This is a genomic window from Aliivibrio finisterrensis (assembly GCF_008933155.1).
Classification (GTDB): Bacteria; Pseudomonadota; Gammaproteobacteria; order Enterobacterales; family Vibrionaceae; genus Aliivibrio; species Aliivibrio finisterrensis.
This window is the reverse complement of the sequence record NZ_WBVP01000002.1, coordinates 41,911-58,926: the sequence shown is the minus strand read 5'-3', so window position 1 is coordinate 58,926 and position 17,016 is coordinate 41,911. Positions and strand designations below refer to the sequence as shown.

At 36.6% G+C, this 17,016-nt stretch carries 14 protein-coding genes, 3 tRNA genes and 1 riboswitch; of the genes, 11 read left to right on the top strand and 6 right to left on the bottom strand.

Annotated features, from left to right (window positions below; genetic code table 11):
• Positions 1-427: 427 nt before the first annotated feature.
• Both F8B77_RS02135 and F8B77_RS02130 read left to right on the top strand, forming a co-directional pair.
• A complete protein-coding gene (locus F8B77_RS02135; protein ID WP_151653276.1) occupies positions 428-808 on the top strand; it encodes a hypothetical protein in 381 nt (126 codons plus the stop codon).
• A gap of 67 nt (positions 809-875) precedes the next feature.
• Complete coding sequence (locus tag F8B77_RS02130; protein ID WP_151653274.1) at positions 876-2,426, top strand: putative bifunctional diguanylate cyclase/phosphodiesterase; 1,551 nt, start codon at positions 876-878, stop codon at positions 2,424-2,426.
• 23 nt (positions 2,427-2,449) lie between these two features.
• Here the strand turns inward: F8B77_RS02130 and F8B77_RS02125 are convergent, their stop codons facing one another.
• Positions 2,450-2,776, bottom strand: coding sequence for an Hpt domain-containing protein (locus F8B77_RS02125; RefSeq protein ID WP_151653272.1), 327 nt, complete (start codon positions 2,774-2,776; stop codon positions 2,450-2,452).
• 205 nt (positions 2,777-2,981) lie between these two features.
• Between F8B77_RS02125 and F8B77_RS02120 the strand changes: the two genes are divergently transcribed.
• The 3 genes from F8B77_RS02120 (at position 2,982) to F8B77_RS02110 (ending at position 3,303) form a co-directional block, all read left to right on the top strand.
• A tRNA-Ser gene (locus F8B77_RS02120) sits at positions 2,982-3,072 on the top strand.
• Positions 3,073-3,121: 49 nt separating this feature from the next.
• Positions 3,122-3,197: transfer RNA gene (locus F8B77_RS02115), tRNA-Thr, on the top strand.
• A gap of 30 nt (positions 3,198-3,227) precedes the next feature.
• A tRNA-Asn gene (locus F8B77_RS02110) sits at positions 3,228-3,303 on the top strand.
• Between the two features lie 256 nt (positions 3,304-3,559).
• On the opposite strand, the gene F8B77_RS02105 is transcribed toward F8B77_RS02110, so the two are convergent.
• Positions 3,560-4,039, bottom strand: coding sequence for a DUF1097 domain-containing protein (locus F8B77_RS02105; RefSeq protein ID WP_151653270.1), 480 nt, complete (start codon positions 4,037-4,039; stop codon positions 3,560-3,562).
• A gap of 520 nt (positions 4,040-4,559) precedes the next feature.
• Between F8B77_RS02105 and F8B77_RS02100 the strand changes: the two genes are divergently transcribed.
• Positions 4,560-7,205 carry a beta-N-acetylhexosaminidase gene (locus F8B77_RS02100; RefSeq protein WP_151653268.1) on the top strand — a complete coding sequence of 882 codons (2,646 nt, stop codon included), beginning with the start codon at positions 4,560-4,562 and terminating at the stop codon, positions 7,203-7,205.
• A 143-nt stretch (positions 7,206-7,348) separates the two neighbouring features.
• Positions 7,349-7,759, top strand: coding sequence for a hypothetical protein (locus F8B77_RS02095; RefSeq protein WP_151653266.1), 411 nt, complete (start codon positions 7,349-7,351; stop codon positions 7,757-7,759).
• A 148-nt stretch (positions 7,760-7,907) separates the two neighbouring features.
• Here the strand turns inward: F8B77_RS02095 and F8B77_RS02090 are convergent, their stop codons facing one another.
• Positions 7,908-8,777 (bottom strand): LysR family transcriptional regulator, encoded by an 870-nt coding sequence (locus F8B77_RS02090; protein WP_151653264.1) that lies wholly within the window; start codon positions 8,775-8,777, stop codon positions 7,908-7,910.
• A gap of 114 nt (positions 8,778-8,891) precedes the next feature.
• Here F8B77_RS02090 and F8B77_RS02085 point away from each other — a divergent pair, with 114 nt between their 5' ends.
• Positions 8,892-10,085, top strand: coding sequence for an MFS transporter (locus F8B77_RS02085; RefSeq protein ID WP_167512734.1), 1,194 nt, complete (start codon positions 8,892-8,894; stop codon positions 10,083-10,085).
• A 21-nt stretch (positions 10,086-10,106) separates the two neighbouring features.
• On the opposite strand, the gene F8B77_RS02080 is transcribed toward F8B77_RS02085, so the two are convergent.
• Together F8B77_RS02080 and F8B77_RS02075 are read right to left on the bottom strand one after the other, a co-directional pair.
• Positions 10,107-11,696, bottom strand: coding sequence for a sensor domain-containing diguanylate cyclase (locus F8B77_RS02080; protein ID WP_151653643.1), 1,590 nt, complete (start codon positions 11,694-11,696; stop codon positions 10,107-10,109).
• Positions 11,697-12,006: 310 nt separating this feature from the next.
• Positions 12,007-12,543: a cobalamin adenosyltransferase gene (locus F8B77_RS02075; RefSeq protein ID WP_151653261.1), complete on the bottom strand. Its 537-nt coding sequence runs from the start codon at positions 12,541-12,543 to the stop codon at positions 12,007-12,009.
• A gap of 81 nt (positions 12,544-12,624) precedes the next feature.
• Positions 12,625-12,760: riboswitch (cobalamin riboswitch) on the top strand.
• Positions 12,761-12,800: 40 nt separating this feature from the next.
• Here F8B77_RS02075 and F8B77_RS02070 point away from each other — a divergent pair.
• The 3 genes from F8B77_RS02070 to F8B77_RS02060 are packed head-to-tail and all read left to right on the top strand — an operon-like array spanning position 12,801 to position 15,552.
• On the top strand, positions 12,801-13,718 hold the full coding sequence (locus F8B77_RS02070) for an ABC transporter substrate-binding protein (protein ID WP_151653259.1): 918 nt from the start codon (positions 12,801-12,803) through the stop codon (positions 13,716-13,718).
• Positions 13,718-14,758 carry a FecCD family ABC transporter permease gene (locus F8B77_RS02065; protein ID WP_151653257.1) on the top strand — a complete coding sequence of 347 codons (1,041 nt, stop codon included), beginning with the start codon at positions 13,718-13,720 and terminating at the stop codon, positions 14,756-14,758. The genes F8B77_RS02070 and F8B77_RS02065 overlap by 1 nt, the downstream gene beginning before the upstream one ends.
• A complete protein-coding gene (locus F8B77_RS02060) occupies positions 14,755-15,552 on the top strand; it encodes an ABC transporter ATP-binding protein (RefSeq protein ID WP_244298167.1) in 798 nt (265 codons plus the stop codon). The genes F8B77_RS02065 and F8B77_RS02060 overlap by 4 nt, the downstream gene beginning before the upstream one ends.
• Positions 15,553-15,635: 83 nt before the next feature.
• Here F8B77_RS02060 and F8B77_RS02055 read toward each other — a convergent pair whose 3' ends face one another.
• Positions 15,636-17,006, bottom strand: a complete 1,371-nt coding sequence (locus tag F8B77_RS02055) for an L-serine ammonia-lyase (protein ID WP_151653255.1) — start codon at positions 17,004-17,006, stop codon at positions 15,636-15,638.
• Positions 17,007-17,016: the final 10 nt, after the last annotated feature.

Genomic DNA, 17,016 nt, shown 5'->3' with positions numbered 1-17,016 from the left:
TAGACTCTTGGTTTTTAACCGTGATTATCTAAACATGTTCTTTAAGTGGTAATATGTATGATGCTCTCGCTAGAAAGGAAATTTATGCTCAAAACTAAATATGATCGTCAAATTGACTGATTCAAATGGTAAAAATAAAGCAAATACTAGTTTGAACACATTGGATGGAGCAAAGTCGACACTAGCTTTAAGACAATTTAGGTTCTTTACTTATGAAACTGGTCTGAATTATAGAGCTATTTTTTGCAGAATGTATGATGTCAATATATTTGTTGTCTCATATTTAATATGCAGTGTTAACTAAATGTGATGTTGATTACATAAATACACCGATTCCTATATATGGTCATTGTGGCTTGTTCATTTTTATACCATAGTATAAAAAATATTTTATTATAATAATTAAAAGTGGCTACAAGGGTAGGTTATGGAGTACTTGGAACTTAACAAGAAACTATTCAATACAAAAGATAAACAAGGTTCATACGCTATATATTTAAATGAAATAAGTCGGTATCAGATTCTTACTGACAAAGCGGAAGCAAATTTTGATTTAATAAAAACAATTGATTTATTTAATCCAGAGTTAGGGTGCCGCTTTCCCACTTATGCTGTATGGTGGGTTAAAGAGTCGTTTAAAAGTGCATTATTTCATTGCTCACGAGTAGTTTGTCTCTCTATTTTGAATCGATATGGAGTTTTTTACTGTGAGATTAAGATGTTGAAAGAGTTATATGAAAATTTAGATTTATCAAATGAAAAGTTAGGCATAAAACAAGCAGAAACACTTTGTAAACGATATATTTAAAAAGTGAATTATATTCTGTTTAATCTTTATTATAATCATGTGTTGAATATGTATTAAGGTTGTCTTTATGGAGAGTGGGATAATATTAAAGTTATTGTTATTTTGTAACTTAATATCTTTTGTTTTTTTATCGAGTAAGATTTTCGAATTTATCATTGATAATGTTTATTTAAAGAGAATAGTAACTATTTTGGGGGTGTTTTTTTATTCCTTTGTTTATGTTTATATAGAGAGTTTTATTTTGGAAAGTTGGGTTAATAGTTATAATTATTTTGAAGTTATAACTATAGTTACCCTTTTAACTCAAGTTTTGTTTATTTTTATTTTATTTAAAAGTAAGAGTGATAATATAAAATCAAACCTAGAAAATAAAAGCAAAGAATTGATATACAGAGATATAATCAGTGATAGAATAAAAGAAAAGAAAGATTTCAATATAACAAAAATTAAAATTAAAAACCATACGTCTATTATTGAGTATTCATCTTATAAAACATTTAAAATATTATTATCTTATGCTTCGTTGTTAGTAAAGAAATACAGGAATAATCGTAACGTACCAATCTTTTACGATGGAAACCAAATAATAATTATTGGTAATTACATAGACAAAGGTAAGATTGATAGTTTTGCTTTAGGAATATATGAGTTGTTAATTAAACCAATAAAAATAAAAAACAGAAACTATATACTCCAGCCTATTATTGGTAATGTAATTTATTCAAATGATATAACTGATGCCGATGAAATACTTAAGCGAGCAGACATTGCTTGCTATAAAGCGAAAAAATTAGGGTTAGTTATTGATTATTATTCAGATAACTTTGCTCGTTCAATTAATGATGAAGTGGATATTTTAAGTAAGTTAGTATATGCCATTCCAAGTAAAGAGTTTGAACTATATTATCAGCCAATAGTAAATAGTATTGATAAAACACTGCATGGGTATGAGGCTTTGATTCGTTGGCCGCAGAAAGATGGGAGTATGATCCCTCCTGATAAATTTATATTAATTGCTGAAAAAAATCATTATATTAAAGAAATTACACAATGGGTTGTATCTCAGGCTGCAATAGATATAAGGACTTTTAGAGATCATAATTTAAATTATCAGGTTCACATAAATATATCGTCATTGGACTTGTATGATAACGATTTATATAATCAATTGTTTAATATGGTGACAAATAAACAACTTGAACCTTCTAGTATGATACTGGAAATAACAGAAAGTGCCTTAATGTCTGATGTTGATGCTGCCTATTTAATTTTATCAAAATTATCAGAATTAGGTTTTTATATAAGTATTGATGATTTTGGAACAGGGTATTCTTCTTTATCTCTATTAAGAGTTTTGGCCTTTAATCAAATTAAAATAGATCAGTCTTTTATTAGAAACATGCTTGTTGGTAATAGTGATTATGCAATTGTAGCATCTACTATTTATCTTGCTCACAACTTAGGATGCACAGTCGTAGCTGAAGGAATCGAAGATGAGCAGCTGCTTATTGAATTACAACAATTGAGTTGTGATTATGTTCAAGGTTATTATATTAATAAGCCACAACCTATTAATGAAATCATTAATTGGTCTCTGAAGCATAGTGTAATGGAATGATTACCAGATATTATGTAAATTAATTAGGCGAGAAATTCTTCAATTTGTAGGGAGACTTTATTTAATCCTGTAATTATATTGTTAATGCTCTCTGAAGATGGTAGCAGATTGTTTTTAAGTTGTATTTCGCTTTTTTCAATATCAGAGATTACACTTTCTTCGCAGAGGGAACTGAGCGCCCCCTTTAACGTATGCAGGGTATGAAATAAAGCGGTTCGGTTATCTGCACTATACTGTGCATTAATTAATTGAGGTACTGACTGATGCTCATCTAGGTAAAGCTGAAAGAGTTGCTGGATAAACTCATGCTCTTCTTCAAACATTTCTTCTAGTTTTTTTAGATTTATCATATTCATTCCTTCTTTATATACTATTTTGTGATTTAGCTATTATCTACTTATTTGAGTTTTTTGCCTATCTTTGACTATATATTAAACTAATCGTATAAGTAATAGACAGTTGTGATTTATTTAAAAAAAAGACTTGCGCCTGATCTCATTTTCTCTATAATGCGCGACATCACTTGATGAGGCAGATGCTTCAGAAGAGTCCCGTGGAGGGATGGCTGAGTGGTCGAAAGCACCGGTCTTGAAAACCGGCAACCGTTAATAGCGGTTCTAGGGTTCAAATCCCTATCCCTCCACCACATTTATTATTGAGCTAAGTTAGCTTGATGATGACAAAAGATATAGTGTGCCGACTTAGCTCAGTAGGTAGAGCAACTGACTTGTAATCAGTAGGTCACCAGTTCGACTCCGGTAGTCGGCACCATCTTTTCTCTTTATGAGATGTAAAACCTATTCCCTTTTAGTTCAGTTGGTAGAACGGCGGACTGTTAATCCGTATGTCGCTGGTTCAAGTCCAGCAAAGGGAGCCACCTTTAAGAACGCCGCTTGATAGCAATATCAAGCGGCGTTTTTGTATTTGTCAGTTATAAAATAATCTTCTTTTTTGAATATATTTACAAAGATGTCTCATAAGTGATTGTTTTTAAAGTTATGAAATGTGTTTAAATCCATTTTGTCACTTTACAACACTAGAAGCTCAGGAAAGTATTCAAGGATGAATAAAAAGCCTCTCACTAGTTATCATTAGACTAATTAAGAGGCTTTTTCTGAATTGTGATTTTCTATTTAGTTTTTGTTCACTGCCGTCAATTTATTATTTTCTAATTTTTCTTTTAGCCACAAACCAGATGTCTTCATTACATATGCAAATACAATACCCAAGATTAGAGATGGAATAACAAGCTGCCAATTACCATTTGAAGCGAAGGTTGCACACGAACCAATAAAGGTACCGGGGATAAAGCTTAACCAACTCTTCTTTGCTTGTGCACACATAAAGAAAGCAACAATAGCAGTAATGACATAACCGATGATCTCTAGGCTTACCATTGAAGAAAGTTTGATGATGACCATAGCCCAAAATACACCACTAAGATTTGTCGCAATGCTTAATCCTATGCCTTTTATTCCATCAACAGGAGAGGCGAAGTAGGTAGTGCAACCAAGAAAACCAGCCCAACTTAATAAGCCTAAGCTTACTGCTACCCAGCCCCAAAGGCCTGAAAGGATACCTGTAGTAATGGCAATGGCAATTAATGTACTCATGGTTATACCTATAATATCGGTTATTTGCTAATCACCTATCATAATGTCTTTAACTGTGATTTTTAGTGATTTAAATCTCCTTAATTAACTATTGTTACATTGCTCTCTTTAAAAATTGAGAGTGCAATCGATTGCACTTTTATGAAGTCAAAATGTAAATAGAAAAATAAAGTTTTAAGTAAATACACACATACATGTAAAACTTTATTTCACTGTGAATTAAGTATCTTGGGGTTGTAATGTGTATTGTTAGTCTTAAATTTTTATTTTGCACCTCAGTTGGTTGGGGGTTATTGTTGGTTACCTCACATAATGATAATTATATTTTTAGTGCAGCTACTAGTATTCCGTTCCGTTATAAGTTGACGTAACTCTCATTATTTTAATTTATACCGTAAAATATAGAATTAAATGTGATTCAAAGCATAATTTGGATTTATCTTAATTTGTAAAGTTAAAAAACTTTTGTATTGTAATTACAGATTTGAATTTTAATTACTTTATTTTTAGGAATGGAATTATGTTGAAAAGAACCCTTCTTTCTACTGTTATTATGGCAAGCTTAGCGGCTTGTTCTTCTACTTCTTCTGAACAATCAACAGTTAACCAGTTGGCTGAAAACCTAGATATTAATTACACAGTTATTACTAACCAAGGCGCTGATGACGGTCTTGCTTGTAAAGAACTTCAGGCTGAATGGGCATCATGTAACAAAGTAAACATGACAATCACCAACACTGGTGAAGCGGTTGATTCTGCTGATTGGACAATCTATTTTCACAGCATTCGTTTAATTCTAGATGTAGAGAACGACCAATTTAAAATTACTCGTGTAACGGGTGACTTACACAAACTTGAACCAACAGATAAGTTTGATGGTTTTGCTGCTGGCGAAGAAGTCGTTCTTCCATTGGTAGCTGAGTACTGGCAGCTATTTGAAACTGACTTCATGCCAGGTGCATTTGTAACGGCTCCAGGTGCAGAAGCTCGTAATATCATTTCTTTGGATACTGAAGATACTAGTGAGTTTGTTGATGAAATTATCGGTGTTCAACTAAAACGTACTCTTGCTGATAACAACGTTGTAGCAACAGCAAACACTCGTTTTGAGAAAAACGCTGATGTAGCTGAAGTAGATGCGTCTTCTCATATTATTCCAACACCTTTAAAAACAACGCTAACGAATAAAACGGTTGATTTAGCAAAAGGTATCTCGATCACTGCTAATGGCATTGATGCAGACCAACTTGCTGCATTAAATCAACGTGCTGAACTTCTAGGTCTTGAAACTTCTGGTGAATATCCAGTGTCTGTTTCTGTAGATAAGAAGCAATTCAAAGATGGCGTATCTGGTGCATACAAATTAGATGTGGCTGAAGGTAAAACTACGGTTGTTGCATTTGACCAAGCGGGTGCATTCTACGGCGTACAATCTTTACTTGCTCTAGTAAGCTTAGATAGTTCAGAAATCCCAACGCTAAACGTAGAAGATGCTCCACGTTTTGAATACCGTGGCGTGATGGTTGATGTTGCTCGTAACTTCCACTCAAAAGAAGCGATTCTTGCGACGGTTGATCAAATGGCAGCATACAAACTTAACAAGCTACATCTTCACCTAACAGATGATGAAGGTTGGCGTTTAGAGATCCCAGGTCTTCCTGAACTAACTGACATTGGTGGCAACCGTTGTTTTGATGAGACAGAAACATCTTGTCTACTACCGCAACTAGGTTCAGGTGCTGATTCAGATAACTTTGGTTCTGGTTTCTTCACAACAGAAGATTACTTAGAGATCCTAACGTACGCGAAAAACCGTAACATTGAAGTGATTCCTGAAATCGATATGCCAGCACACTCACGTGCAGCAGTTATGTCAATGGAAGCTCGTTACGCACGTCTTGCTGCTGAAGGTAAGATGGAAGAGGCGAATCAATACCGCCTGATGGATCCAAAAGACGAATCAAACGTAACAACGGTTCAGTTCTACAATAAACAAAGCTTCATTAACCCATGTTTAGATTCATCTGCAACGTTTGTAGATAAAGTGATCACTGAAGTTGCAGCAATGCACAAAGCGGCTGGTGTTCCTCTATCAACATGGCACTTCGGTGGTGATGAAGCGAAAAACATCAAACTTCACGCTGGTTTCCAAGACATCAACGATGAAGAAAAAATCGCATGGAAAGGTGACTTAGACTTATCTAAGCAAGACTTCCCATTTGAAAAATCACCACAGTGTCAGTCTCTGATTGCAAGCGGTGAAGTTGCAGATTTCGAACATCTACCAAGCCATTTTGCTGAACAAGTATCTAAAATTGTTGCAGCTAAAGGCATTCCACATTTCCAAGCGTGGCAAGATGGTCTGAAATATTCTGAAGGTGCTAATGCATTCGCAACTGAATCAGTACGTGCAAACTTCTGGGATACTTTATACTGGGGCGGCGGTGCTTCAGCGTATGAGTGGGCTGAAAAAGGTTACGACGTAGTGATCTCTAACCCAGATTACGTTTACATGGATTTCCCATACGAAGTTGACGCAAAAGAGCGTGGCTACTACTGGGCAACTCGTGCAACAGATACACGTAAGATGTTCGGTTTCGCACCAGAAAACCTACCTCAGAATGCGGAAACATCAGTTGACCGTGACGGTAACGGCTTTGAAAGTGCAGGTACAGTAACACCTAAGAAACCTTTCTACGGTCTGTCTGCACAACTTTGGTCTGAAACCGTACGTACTGATGAGCAATATGAATACATGGTATTCCCGCGTGTTATCGCAGCAGCAGAGCGTGCATGGCATGAAGCATCTTGGGAAAATGAATACAAAGCAGGTGTTAAATACTCTCTAGAAACAAACCTAGTGAATAAGAAAGCACAGCTTACTGATTGGACAAACTTTGCAAACACTATGGGTCAACGTGAATTAGCGAAGCTTGAAAGAGCGGGTATTGATTACCGTCTACCAATCCCAGGTGCAGAAATTGCAAACGGCGAACTAAGCATGAACATTTCATTCCCAGGTGTAACGCTACAATACTCTGTAGATGGCGGTAAAACATGGTCTGAATACGACAATGCGAACAAACCAAAAGTAACGGGTGATGTTCAAATTCGTTCTGCATCATTTACTGGCGAGCGTGTTAGCCGAGTAACTAGCGCTAAATAATTTACGTTAAAAACAGTAAATTCAGTCATTAAATAATCAAACGGCACTTCTGTTATAGAGGTGCCGTTTTTGTATTTATATGGTTTTTTAGTTTACTGTCCTATGCTTGTTATTTGCTTCCTATTAGTTGTGTTAAATATGATTTGAATATTAATGGCGGTAAACAAGGTAGTAATGAAGCGGGTGCCTTGTTACTTGCTATTCAAACGGTTTCGAATAACTTAAAAGAGATGATAGGCCAAATAGTTGAGACTAGTAATAAGTTGAATGATTCATCAAGTTATCTAAGTAATGCATTAGATAAAACTAGTAATGGTGTGAAAGATCAATTCTCTGCGATCACAGAGTCAATTACTAAGTTAAATGATATGAATACACAAAGTGCAAGTGCATCAGAAGAACAAAGGGTTGCCACTGAGCAAGTAAATGAAAGTATGAAAAACGGTATTTCTCAAGAAAATCATACTATTCTGATGGAAATAGTTAAATATTATGAAGCGCTTGTTGAATTGTCCGTTGTTTTAAATACTACCGTTAAACAATCTAAAATGTAGTTATTAATTTTAGTATTGTTCAATAAAAAGAAGCTTCCCCTCAATAAATAACATTATTGAAGGGTTTTTATTTATTCGATCTTACGCGGCTAATATTCCATTTTATAGGTCTAAATTTAAGGAGGTTTTCGTGTTTCTTAAGGTAGTACTAATGATTATTTTTCACAAATTCTAAAAAAGTACGGTCTGCTTTTGATAGATAACCATTTTTTCGCCATGCAATTGAAATATCTAAAAAGATAGGCTCACTAAAGGGAATTGAGACAATGTCAGGTTCGTTTTCTGTGGCTAATTCGAGCAAAGCACTAATGGCGAAGTCACGTTTTACAATTTTTAAGATCACTGGTAATAAGTTGGTTTCAAAAGAGAAATTAGCGGTTAGTTTTTGTTGTTGGCAAATAGCATCTAACCTTTCGCGATGAAAGTACCCTTGTTTGAACATCACCAACTCTTGAGAGAAAAATTCAGTAAACGATAAGGTCTTTTTCTTTGAAAACTCATGTTCAGGGCTAACAACAGCCACCATTTGAGATCGAAGTAAGTGATCGGAGTCGAGCTCATTAGGTAAGTCTCTTACTTGAGTAATGCCAAGGTCAATTTCCCCATCAAGCAGCATTTTTTGTATTGACTGTGCGCCGGCCTCTACCATAGTGAGTTTTAATTTTGAGTATTTGCTTTTAAAAGCCATGAGAACCTCTGGGAAATAGTAGGTGCCCATAATGCTTGGTACGCCTAATCGTACTTCCCCTTTTTCTAATCCTCTTAATTCTTTCATTGCAAGAGAAGCATCATCGAGTTGTTGTAAGATCAGTTTTGCATGACTAAGCAGCGTTTCACCTTCGTGAGTTAGGGATATTTTTCGTTCGTGACGACGAAATAACTCAAGTTCTAATTCAGTTTCTAATTTTTTAATCGCCACGCTTAATGCGGGCTGAGCGATATGTAGACTGCTAGCTGCATGGGTAATGTTTTTATGCTCTGCAACTGTGACAAAATACTTTAGTAACCGTGTATCCATATTTATTACACACCATAATCAAAAACTATCAAATCGATAATTATTATATATTTTCACTATTTCAATGAACTTGCTACTGTTTTGATATTGTTTTTTCTAATGATGATCACTGAGATGATTGAGTTTCGTAGTAAGGCGTATTACCAAGTGAGTGCCGCATTGGCTTTTGGATCATTTTTGGTCTTTTGTAATTTGTATCTGTTTCAACCTATGTTGCCAGTATTGGCTGATCATTTTATGGTGTCTGCGACTCAAATCAATTGGTTGTTGGCTGCAGGGACATTAATGCTGGCCCTGAGTTTATTGCCATGGGCGATGGTGTCTGATTTCATTGGTCGACGCAAAGTGATTTTATTGAGCTTATTCATGCTTCCTGTCATTGGAGTGACCTCATTATTAACCGATAGCCTTATTGTTCTTATTATATGTCGTGCTGCAATGGGTATCGCACTTGCTGGATTTGCGGCTGTTGCAGTCGCTTATATGGCGGATGCGTTTACTGCTAAAGCATTTAGTTATGCCATTGGTGCTTATATTAGTGCTAACTCGTTAGGAGGGATTTCTGGACGACTATTTAGTGGTGTTATAACCGATCACTTTAGTTGGCAAATGGCAGTGATCTTGATGGCTCTAATAAGTGCAATTGGTGCCATTATCGTTGCTCTAATTTTGCCAAAAGATACAGCTCAACAAACTGAAAAACGGTCAGTCTCTGATTATCATCGTGTACTTGTTCAGCATTTAAGAAACAAGCAACTCTTTTTGGCTATGCTGATTGGAGGGGTTAATTTTGCTTTGTTTGTTAACTTATACTCCGTTACTGGTTTTCGTTTAATTGCTGAACCTTATTCGTTGCCTTTAAGCGTGACTTCTATGATCTTTCTTTGCTACTTATCAGGCACAGTGAGTTCCCGTTTAGTTGGATTATGGTGTCAGCGATTTAATGCGGTATCGGGTATGTTTTCAGGAACGTTACTTAGCATAATCGGTATGCTTATCGCTAGCAATCAATCGCTTATTACTATTATTATCGGTTTGAATGTATTAAGTTTTGGTGCTTTTTTTACGCATTCATTGGCGTATGGCTGGGTAAGCCAAAAAGCAGAAACGGAGAAATCAACAGCAACGGCATTATACTTGGTGCATTACTATGTTAGTGGCAGTTTAGGTGGGTTTTATTTAATGTATTGTTGGCAGCATGGGGGATGGGAAAGCGTAACTCTGGGCGCAGGAATACTTTATGTTGTTATCTTTTGGCTTTGCTGGCGTTTATATCATTACGCCCATACCAAGGTTGCATGGGCATAATTTAAAAGGTCTTTTTATTTGTTAGATTTCAAATACTTTAAAACCATTTTTTCCAGAACGTTTGATGTCATACATTGCGGCATCAGCATTGTGCATTACATCATTGATGGAACCGCCATGTTCTGGGAAGAAGGCAATACCAATACTTGTACTTAAATGGTAAGGCATGCCTTCTAACATCAATGGAACATTACTGTTTTTAATAAATTTATCTACCTGTGCGATCGCTGTTTGCTGCTCAATAATATCATAAATCAGAACGGCAAATTCATCACCGCCAAGACGAGCTACATAAGCATTTTTAGAAAAAGCGCTGCATAGGTTTTTGCCTATTGCTTTTAAAGCTAAATCACCAGCACCGTGACCAAAGTTATCGTTAAGATCTTTAAAACCATCTAAATCGATATAGATTAATGCTAATTTAGTATCGTCTTTTCGAGCGTTCTGCATTTTCCAGTGAAATAGCTTTTTAAAATAAGCACGATTAATTAAACCAGTTAGACTATCATGATGTGCTAGTTTCTTGATTTTATTGTGGTTCATTCGTTTTTTAAGCTGTAACTGAGCCATTAATAACGCCATGAGTAAAGAAAAAAGAAATAAACTAATTACAATAAGTAGTTCACTTTGCTCAATTTTCTCTAAGCTCCAAATAGGGGCTCTTGGCACAAAGGTAATTAAACGCCAACATGAATCTCGTTTAATGATTGAAACGTGTTTATTGGTTTCTATGTTTTTAGGGTATGAAAAGACAGAATTAAAAGTCAGTATGCCTGAGCCTATTAGATATTGGCCTTTTGAGCGATTTTTAAAGCACTCATATGTTTTTGGATAAATTGCAGAATATTTTTTATCTGCATTTTTACCAAACATAAATGCAAATTCTAATTCAGGTCTTTTATCATAAATAAGAAAATAATCATCGCTATTAATAAGCATATGGTGATTTTTTTGCTCTAATGAGAAAAGCTTTAAACCATCAAGTAGATGCTCAGCTAAATAATTGAGTATCACCACACCACGTTTTTTCCCATATTCATCAAATACAGGTGTCGCAAGACGGATCATGGGCTTATAAGGTAGCTCAATCTCTCCGTGCTCAATATTTAAATCAAGAATCGAGATATAAATTTCACCGTCATGTAATTTTAAGCTGTCTTTAAAATAGTATCGATTACATTTATTTTGTAGTTTCTCTTTAGGTACGATTGATGGTATACCATTATTATAATTGATACGTATGATCTCATTACCATCAAGATCAAGGTAACGTAACTGGTCGTAAAGTCCTTTTCTAAGGCTTAAAGCAAGTGTACTTAATTCGGCAAGTTTAATGAGTTTTTTGTCTTGCCTATCATAAGCCTTATTGATATCAATGAAGTCAGAAAGCAGCAGGAGATCTTTCCCTATGCTGTTAAGGGTCATTGCAATGTATTTTTTCTGAGCGGAAATTAATGCACTTTGTTCTGTTCTTATTTGATTGATTTTTATTTCACTTTCTGAATGTTTGTAGAAGTAAAAAATAGAAAATAAGAAAGAAAATAAACACAAAAATAAAACAATAAAGCGAGACCAAAAAAATAGATTATTAGATTTATTAAATGTCATCACTTTATTCACTTAACTTAAAATTAACATGAGTACCATTTATGCAATAAACTCTTTCGTGAGAATATCATTTTTTGGTGTTATAAGTGGGGGGACTCTATAGCATATGAATATTTCTATCAACGTTTAAAAGTAATAAATTCGAAGAAAAATTGACTTATACCGTTGTGGCATCGGAAATTAATATGCTAAGTAACTAAGAGTGGTTACTTGTTGTTTGTCTTTTTAGTTTTATTCGTATTAAGTAAACAACAAGCAATTAATTTACTACTATTTAGCCACTGAAATTGCTTGTCGATAAACTCAAATCTACTTACTTTGAAGAGGGGTAATTAATACTGATGTATTCAGGCTCTTCAATCCCCGCTTCTTGGTTTAACACACGGGTTAATACAAAGTAATAATTTGCTAATACATTGGCGAATCTAGGCAGTGTTTCTGGAATGTTCTTTGTGGTTAATTTATCCACTTGAACTAAAGCGCGCACCACTTTTTTACTTAAACTACGGCATTGGTGAAGTAGAATCACAGGGCCAGTGCCTCGGGGAAGAACAAAGCGCTTCGCATCGTCGTGAACTTGAGACTTAAAGTGTAACATTTCAGATAGCAGGTTTTGAACATCGTCTTCAAAAATACCGCATTTACCACGAATTGATCCATTTAAATTGAATATTTTTGGTTGTAAGCGTTCTAGGGATTCTCGAACTTCTTGATTTAATGTTTGAGAAAGAGCGAGGCCAGTATAGGTACATAACTCGTCAGTTAAAATCTCAAAATCACACAGGGGACTGTCTTCAAAAATGAATGGGTAAGAGAGTTCAGCGACATTACCAGATGCTTTAAGTGTCATAGTTACATTACTTATTAGTGGGTTATGAAGAAATACACTTTACCATGAGCTAAGAAAACATAGCGAGATAATCTGAGTTTAATAGATAGAATATATTATCGTAGCGACGTACAATGTCGACCACTTCGGAATACGGTGAGAATCCGTAACGGACGCGCCACTGTGAAAGTCTCAATGGGATTTGAGTCAGATACGAAGTGATTAATTTTATGCTCTATTGTTCAGAGCTATAATGTACGCGATTTACAGGAGTTGCCATGCGTTGGCTTGCGTTAAAATCATTTATTATTGCCTCTTCTTGTTTGTTTTCTTTTTCATCGATGGCTGAGACTATTTATCCGTTAAGCGTGGTTGATGGCTTAGGGAATTCTGTCGTTATTGAACAAGAGCCTAAAAAAATATCCTCAAAAACATTATTTACAGATGCTGTGTTATTAGAATTGGTGGATGATAGTTCACTCTCAAGTTTGACTGATCTCGCTAATAATCCTAACTATTCTGCGGTAAAAGATATTCTTCCTAAATCAGTACCTTTATTAGCGCTGAATGTAGAAATGATCATCGCGAATCGTCCTGATATTGTGTTTGCTGCGAATTGGAGCGACGCATCAAAATTAGCGATTATTGAAAGTGCAGGTATTCCTGTTTATCGAATTCAAACACCTAAAACGATTGCAGAGATTGAAGCTGAGATCTTACGTGTTGGCGAGATAGTTAACAAAAGCGAAGCGGCTAAAAAAGTCGTTGCCAAAATGAAAGCGCGATTAACTCAAGATGTGATTAAGCCAAAACAAAGATTTACAGCGTTAGATTACAACCCGTGGGGAACATCAAGCGGACAAGACTCAACATGGGATGAAGTACTAGAACAAGCGGATTTGGATAATGCGATTGAAGGATTAGTCAGTGATAAGTACGGCCAAGTGCCTGTATCAAAAGAAATGGTCATTGTGCTTAATCCTGATGTGTTGTTTATACCTGCTTGGGTTTATGGCGATAAGGATGGGGCAGAGCAGTTCAAACAAGAAGTGATGTCTGATCCGTCATTGCAGTCGGTCACTGCTATTAAGGAAGGGCGTGTGTATCAAATGCCTCATGTATTAAGAAGTGTTTATAGCCAGTACATTATTGATGCTGTTCTTTTTGTTAATCATTCTGCGTATAAGAAACCTTAATGCCTTTTTATCGTTTAACTTCAGTTCAAATTATTATCTCAGTCAGTCTGTTTATTGGTCTGTTTTTGTCGTACCTCAGCCTTGGTGCGGTGCATATTCCAATTATCGATATTTTGTCGATGTTTAAGAGTTACTTGATGAATGGCAGTGAAATTGCCACAAAAGAATACCCATTAGCCTCTGCAATTGTCATGCACATTCGATTACCTAGAGCGTGCGCCGCTATTCTGGCTGGTGGCGCATTGGCGTTGGCAGGAGCTTGTACTCAGGGTTTATTTAAAAATCCATTAGCGAGCCCTGATGTATTGGGTGTGAGCTCTGGCAGTAGTTTTGGGGCTGTCATCGCAATTGTATCTGGCTTCTCGTTTATGAATCTGCTGTGGTTACCTATTTTTACTACGGTTGGCGCATTGGCGGCATCAGCATTTATCTATGTTTTAGCCTCTCGCAGTTCGTCGTCTCAAATTCTGTTTTTAATCTTAACCGGTTTAGCACTCTCTAGTTTATTGGGGGGGGCACGAATGGGGTTGCTATTAATGGCTCAACAATATGAAGTCAGTCAATTTGTCTTTTGGGCTATGGGTGGCTTAGATGGGCGTATGTGGCAACATTTATTATGGCCAACGCCTGTCATTATTGTCGTTTCAATTTTGCTCTTAAAAGAGAGTCGCGCCTTAAATTTATTAGCTCTAGGTGAAGAAAGCGCGCATGGCATGGGGCTGAATGTAAAGCAGACTAGATTCAAATTACTCATGTTCGCTACTTTGTTAACGGCAATGTCGATAGCGATAGCAGGACCAATTGGATTTATTGGTTTGATGGTGCCACATTTGGTGCGTTTATTGGTTGGGCCTGCGCATGAAAAACTGTTGCCGTTGTCTGCTATTTTTGGTGTTATTTTCTTGCTCGTATGTGATTTGTTAGGCCGTTGGATTATTGCGCCAAATGAGTTGAAAGCGGGGATTATTACCTCGTTTATCGGTGGTTGTTACTTTATTGGTTTGATTATTCGATTCCAAAGAAAAGGGCGTTTAGCATGAGCAAGATGAATTTAACAAAAACGCTTCTGAACGTATCAAATCTCAGCTATCAGGTCGGTTCAAAAGCGCTATTAAAAGACATTTCATTTTCAGTGAATGCGGGTGAGTTGGTTGGTATTATCGGCCCTAATGGCGCGGGAAAAAGTACTTTAATGAAGTGTATTAGTGGCTTTCAAAGCTATTCACAGGGTGAAATATCAATTAAAGGCAAGTCGCTATCGAGTCTTTCTCATATTGAACGTGCATTAAGCATGAGCTACTTACCCCAGTACAGTGAAGCTGCATTCCCATTTAGTGTGATGGAAACTATTGGTTTAGGGTTTCATGCTCGTCAGCAACAAGAAGTCATTTCAGCAGCCCTGATTAAAGATCAAAGCAAAGCGGCGTTAGAAAGGGTGGGAATAGGGCATTTAAGCTCCAGAACCGTGACAGACTTATCTGGCGGTGAAAAGCAACTAGTTCACTTTGCTCGATCATTAGTGCAAGGAACGCCATTAATGTTGCTTGATGAGCCAACCGCCAGTTTGGATATTGGCCATGAATCTCAATTAATGAATGTACTTCATAAAGAGTGCCAAGATGGAAAATCTGCCTTGGTTGCGATTCATAATCTAAATACAGCCGCTGAGTTTTGTGATCGCCTAATCTTGATTAATCAAGGAGAAGTGATGGTTGAAGGTAAACCCAACGAGGTATTGAGTGAAGAGAATATTCGAACTTTATATCAAGATTTAGTTATGGTGTCCCATCATGCGGTGACAGGGAATACGATAGTGTCGCCGTATAAGAAGTAACCCAACATTTAGAGAGTAATCATAAAAAAATCCAGAGTCTCGTTTGAGTCGCTCTGGATTTTTTGTTTACTGATTAGATGAAATTATTCACACGGTGGTGCCATGTGAATTAATGCCAAGCCACCAAGTGATGTTTCACGGTATTTACGGTTCATGTCTTTCCCCGTTTGGTACATAGTTTCTATTACTTTATCTAACGAGATTAAACATTTACTAGTGCGCTTTAACGCCATGCGAGAGGCGTTAATTGCTTTCATTGACCCCATTGCATTACGTTCGATACAAGGCACCTGAACAAGACCACCAATCGGGTCGCAGGTCATACCTAGCGAGTGTTCCATGGCAATTTCAGCTGCCATACAAATTTGCTCATTACTGCCGCCGCGAAGTGCTGTTAGCCCTGCTGCTGCCATTGAGGATGAAACACCAACTTCACCCTGACAACCCACTTCAGCACCAGAAATAGATGCATTAGTTTTGTATAAAATACCAATGGCACCAGAGACGGCTAAGAAGTCTTTTAGTTGCTTTGTATCTAGTTCTTTAATGAACCTATGGTAATACATTAACACGCCAGGAATGACGCCAGCAGCGCCATTGGTTGGAGAGGTGACGACTTGGCCGCCTGCTGCGTTTTCTTCACTTACTGCAAACGCAAACAAGTTAATCCAATCCATGATCTCCATTGGATCATTCTCAATAGAGGCGTTTGCTTCTAGCTTTTTGAGTAACGCAGGCGCACGACGAACGACATTTAGGCCGCCTTCAAGAATACCTTCAGTTTGAAAACCACGATCCATACAAAGAGACATTACCTTCCAAATTTGGTCGGCTTTTGCATCAATAGCTTCCATCGGTTGAAATGCAACTTCGTTACGTAGTACAAAAGCGCCTAAACTTAGTCCTTGAGCTTCTGCTTTCTCTAGCATTTCATCAGCTGATTTGAAGGGAAACTCAACCTCAACATCAGTGGTGCTTTTACCATTGATTAATTCATCAGCGGTTGCAATAAAACCGCCACCAACAGAGTAGTAGGTCTCGATGGCAAGTTGTTGTTCTGCGGCATCAAAAATGGAAATCGTCATACCATTTTCGTGCAATGGTAAATTGGTGTTATGAAAAAGCATGTCAGTGTCATAATCAAAGATGATTTCATGATCACCTGCAATATGTAATATCTTATCTTCAATCGCTTTTTTCATCGCCAAATTTGCACTGGTTATTTTGATGGTATCTGGACGGTTACCAAGTAAACCTAAAATTGTAGCGCGGTCAGTGTGGTGGCCGACTCCCGTTAGTGAGAGAGAGCCATAAAGATCAACTTGAACACGAGATACTTGTGCTAAATGAGGTTGGATTAATTGCGTGAAATTGTATCCAGCAATCATAGGACCATTGGTATGAGAACTTGATGGCCCAACGCCGATTTTGTAGATATCAAAGATAGACAGCATAAGACATTAC

Excerpts from the sequence above, each read along its gene's own strand:
- F8B77_RS02100 (WP_151653268.1), top strand. The coding sequence starts at position 4,560 with ATGTTGAAAAGAACCCTTCTTTCTACTGTTATTATGGCAAGCTTAGCG.
- F8B77_RS02070 (WP_151653259.1), top strand. The coding sequence starts at position 12,801 with ATGCGTTGGCTTGCGTTAAAATCATTTATTATTGCCTCTTCTTGTTTG.
- F8B77_RS02065 (WP_151653257.1), top strand. The coding sequence starts at position 13,718 with ATGCCTTTTTATCGTTTAACTTCAGTTCAAATTATTATCTCAGTCAGT.
- F8B77_RS02130 (WP_151653274.1), top strand. The coding sequence starts at position 876 with ATGGAGAGTGGGATAATATTAAAGTTATTGTTATTTTGTAACTTAATA.
- F8B77_RS02085 (WP_167512734.1), top strand. The coding sequence starts at position 8,892 with ATGATTGAGTTTCGTAGTAAGGCGTATTACCAAGTGAGTGCCGCATTG.
- F8B77_RS02075 (WP_151653261.1), bottom strand. The coding sequence starts at position 12,543 with ATGACACTTAAAGCATCTGGTAATGTCGCTGAACTCTCTTACCCATTC.
- F8B77_RS02105 (WP_151653270.1), bottom strand. The coding sequence starts at position 4,039 with ATGAGTACATTAATTGCCATTGCCATTACTACAGGTATCCTTTCAGGC.
- F8B77_RS02125 (WP_151653272.1), bottom strand. The coding sequence starts at position 2,776 with ATGATAAATCTAAAAAAACTAGAAGAAATGTTTGAAGAAGAGCATGAG.
- F8B77_RS02060 (WP_244298167.1), top strand. The coding sequence starts at position 14,755 with ATGAGCAAGATGAATTTAACAAAAACGCTTCTGAACGTATCAAATCTC.
- F8B77_RS02135 (WP_151653276.1), top strand. The coding sequence starts at position 428 with ATGGAGTACTTGGAACTTAACAAGAAACTATTCAATACAAAAGATAAA.
- F8B77_RS02055 (WP_151653255.1), bottom strand. The coding sequence starts at position 17,006 with ATGCTGTCTATCTTTGATATCTACAAAATCGGCGTTGGGCCATCAAGT.
- F8B77_RS02090 (WP_151653264.1), bottom strand. The coding sequence starts at position 8,777 with ATGGATACACGGTTACTAAAGTATTTTGTCACAGTTGCAGAGCATAAA.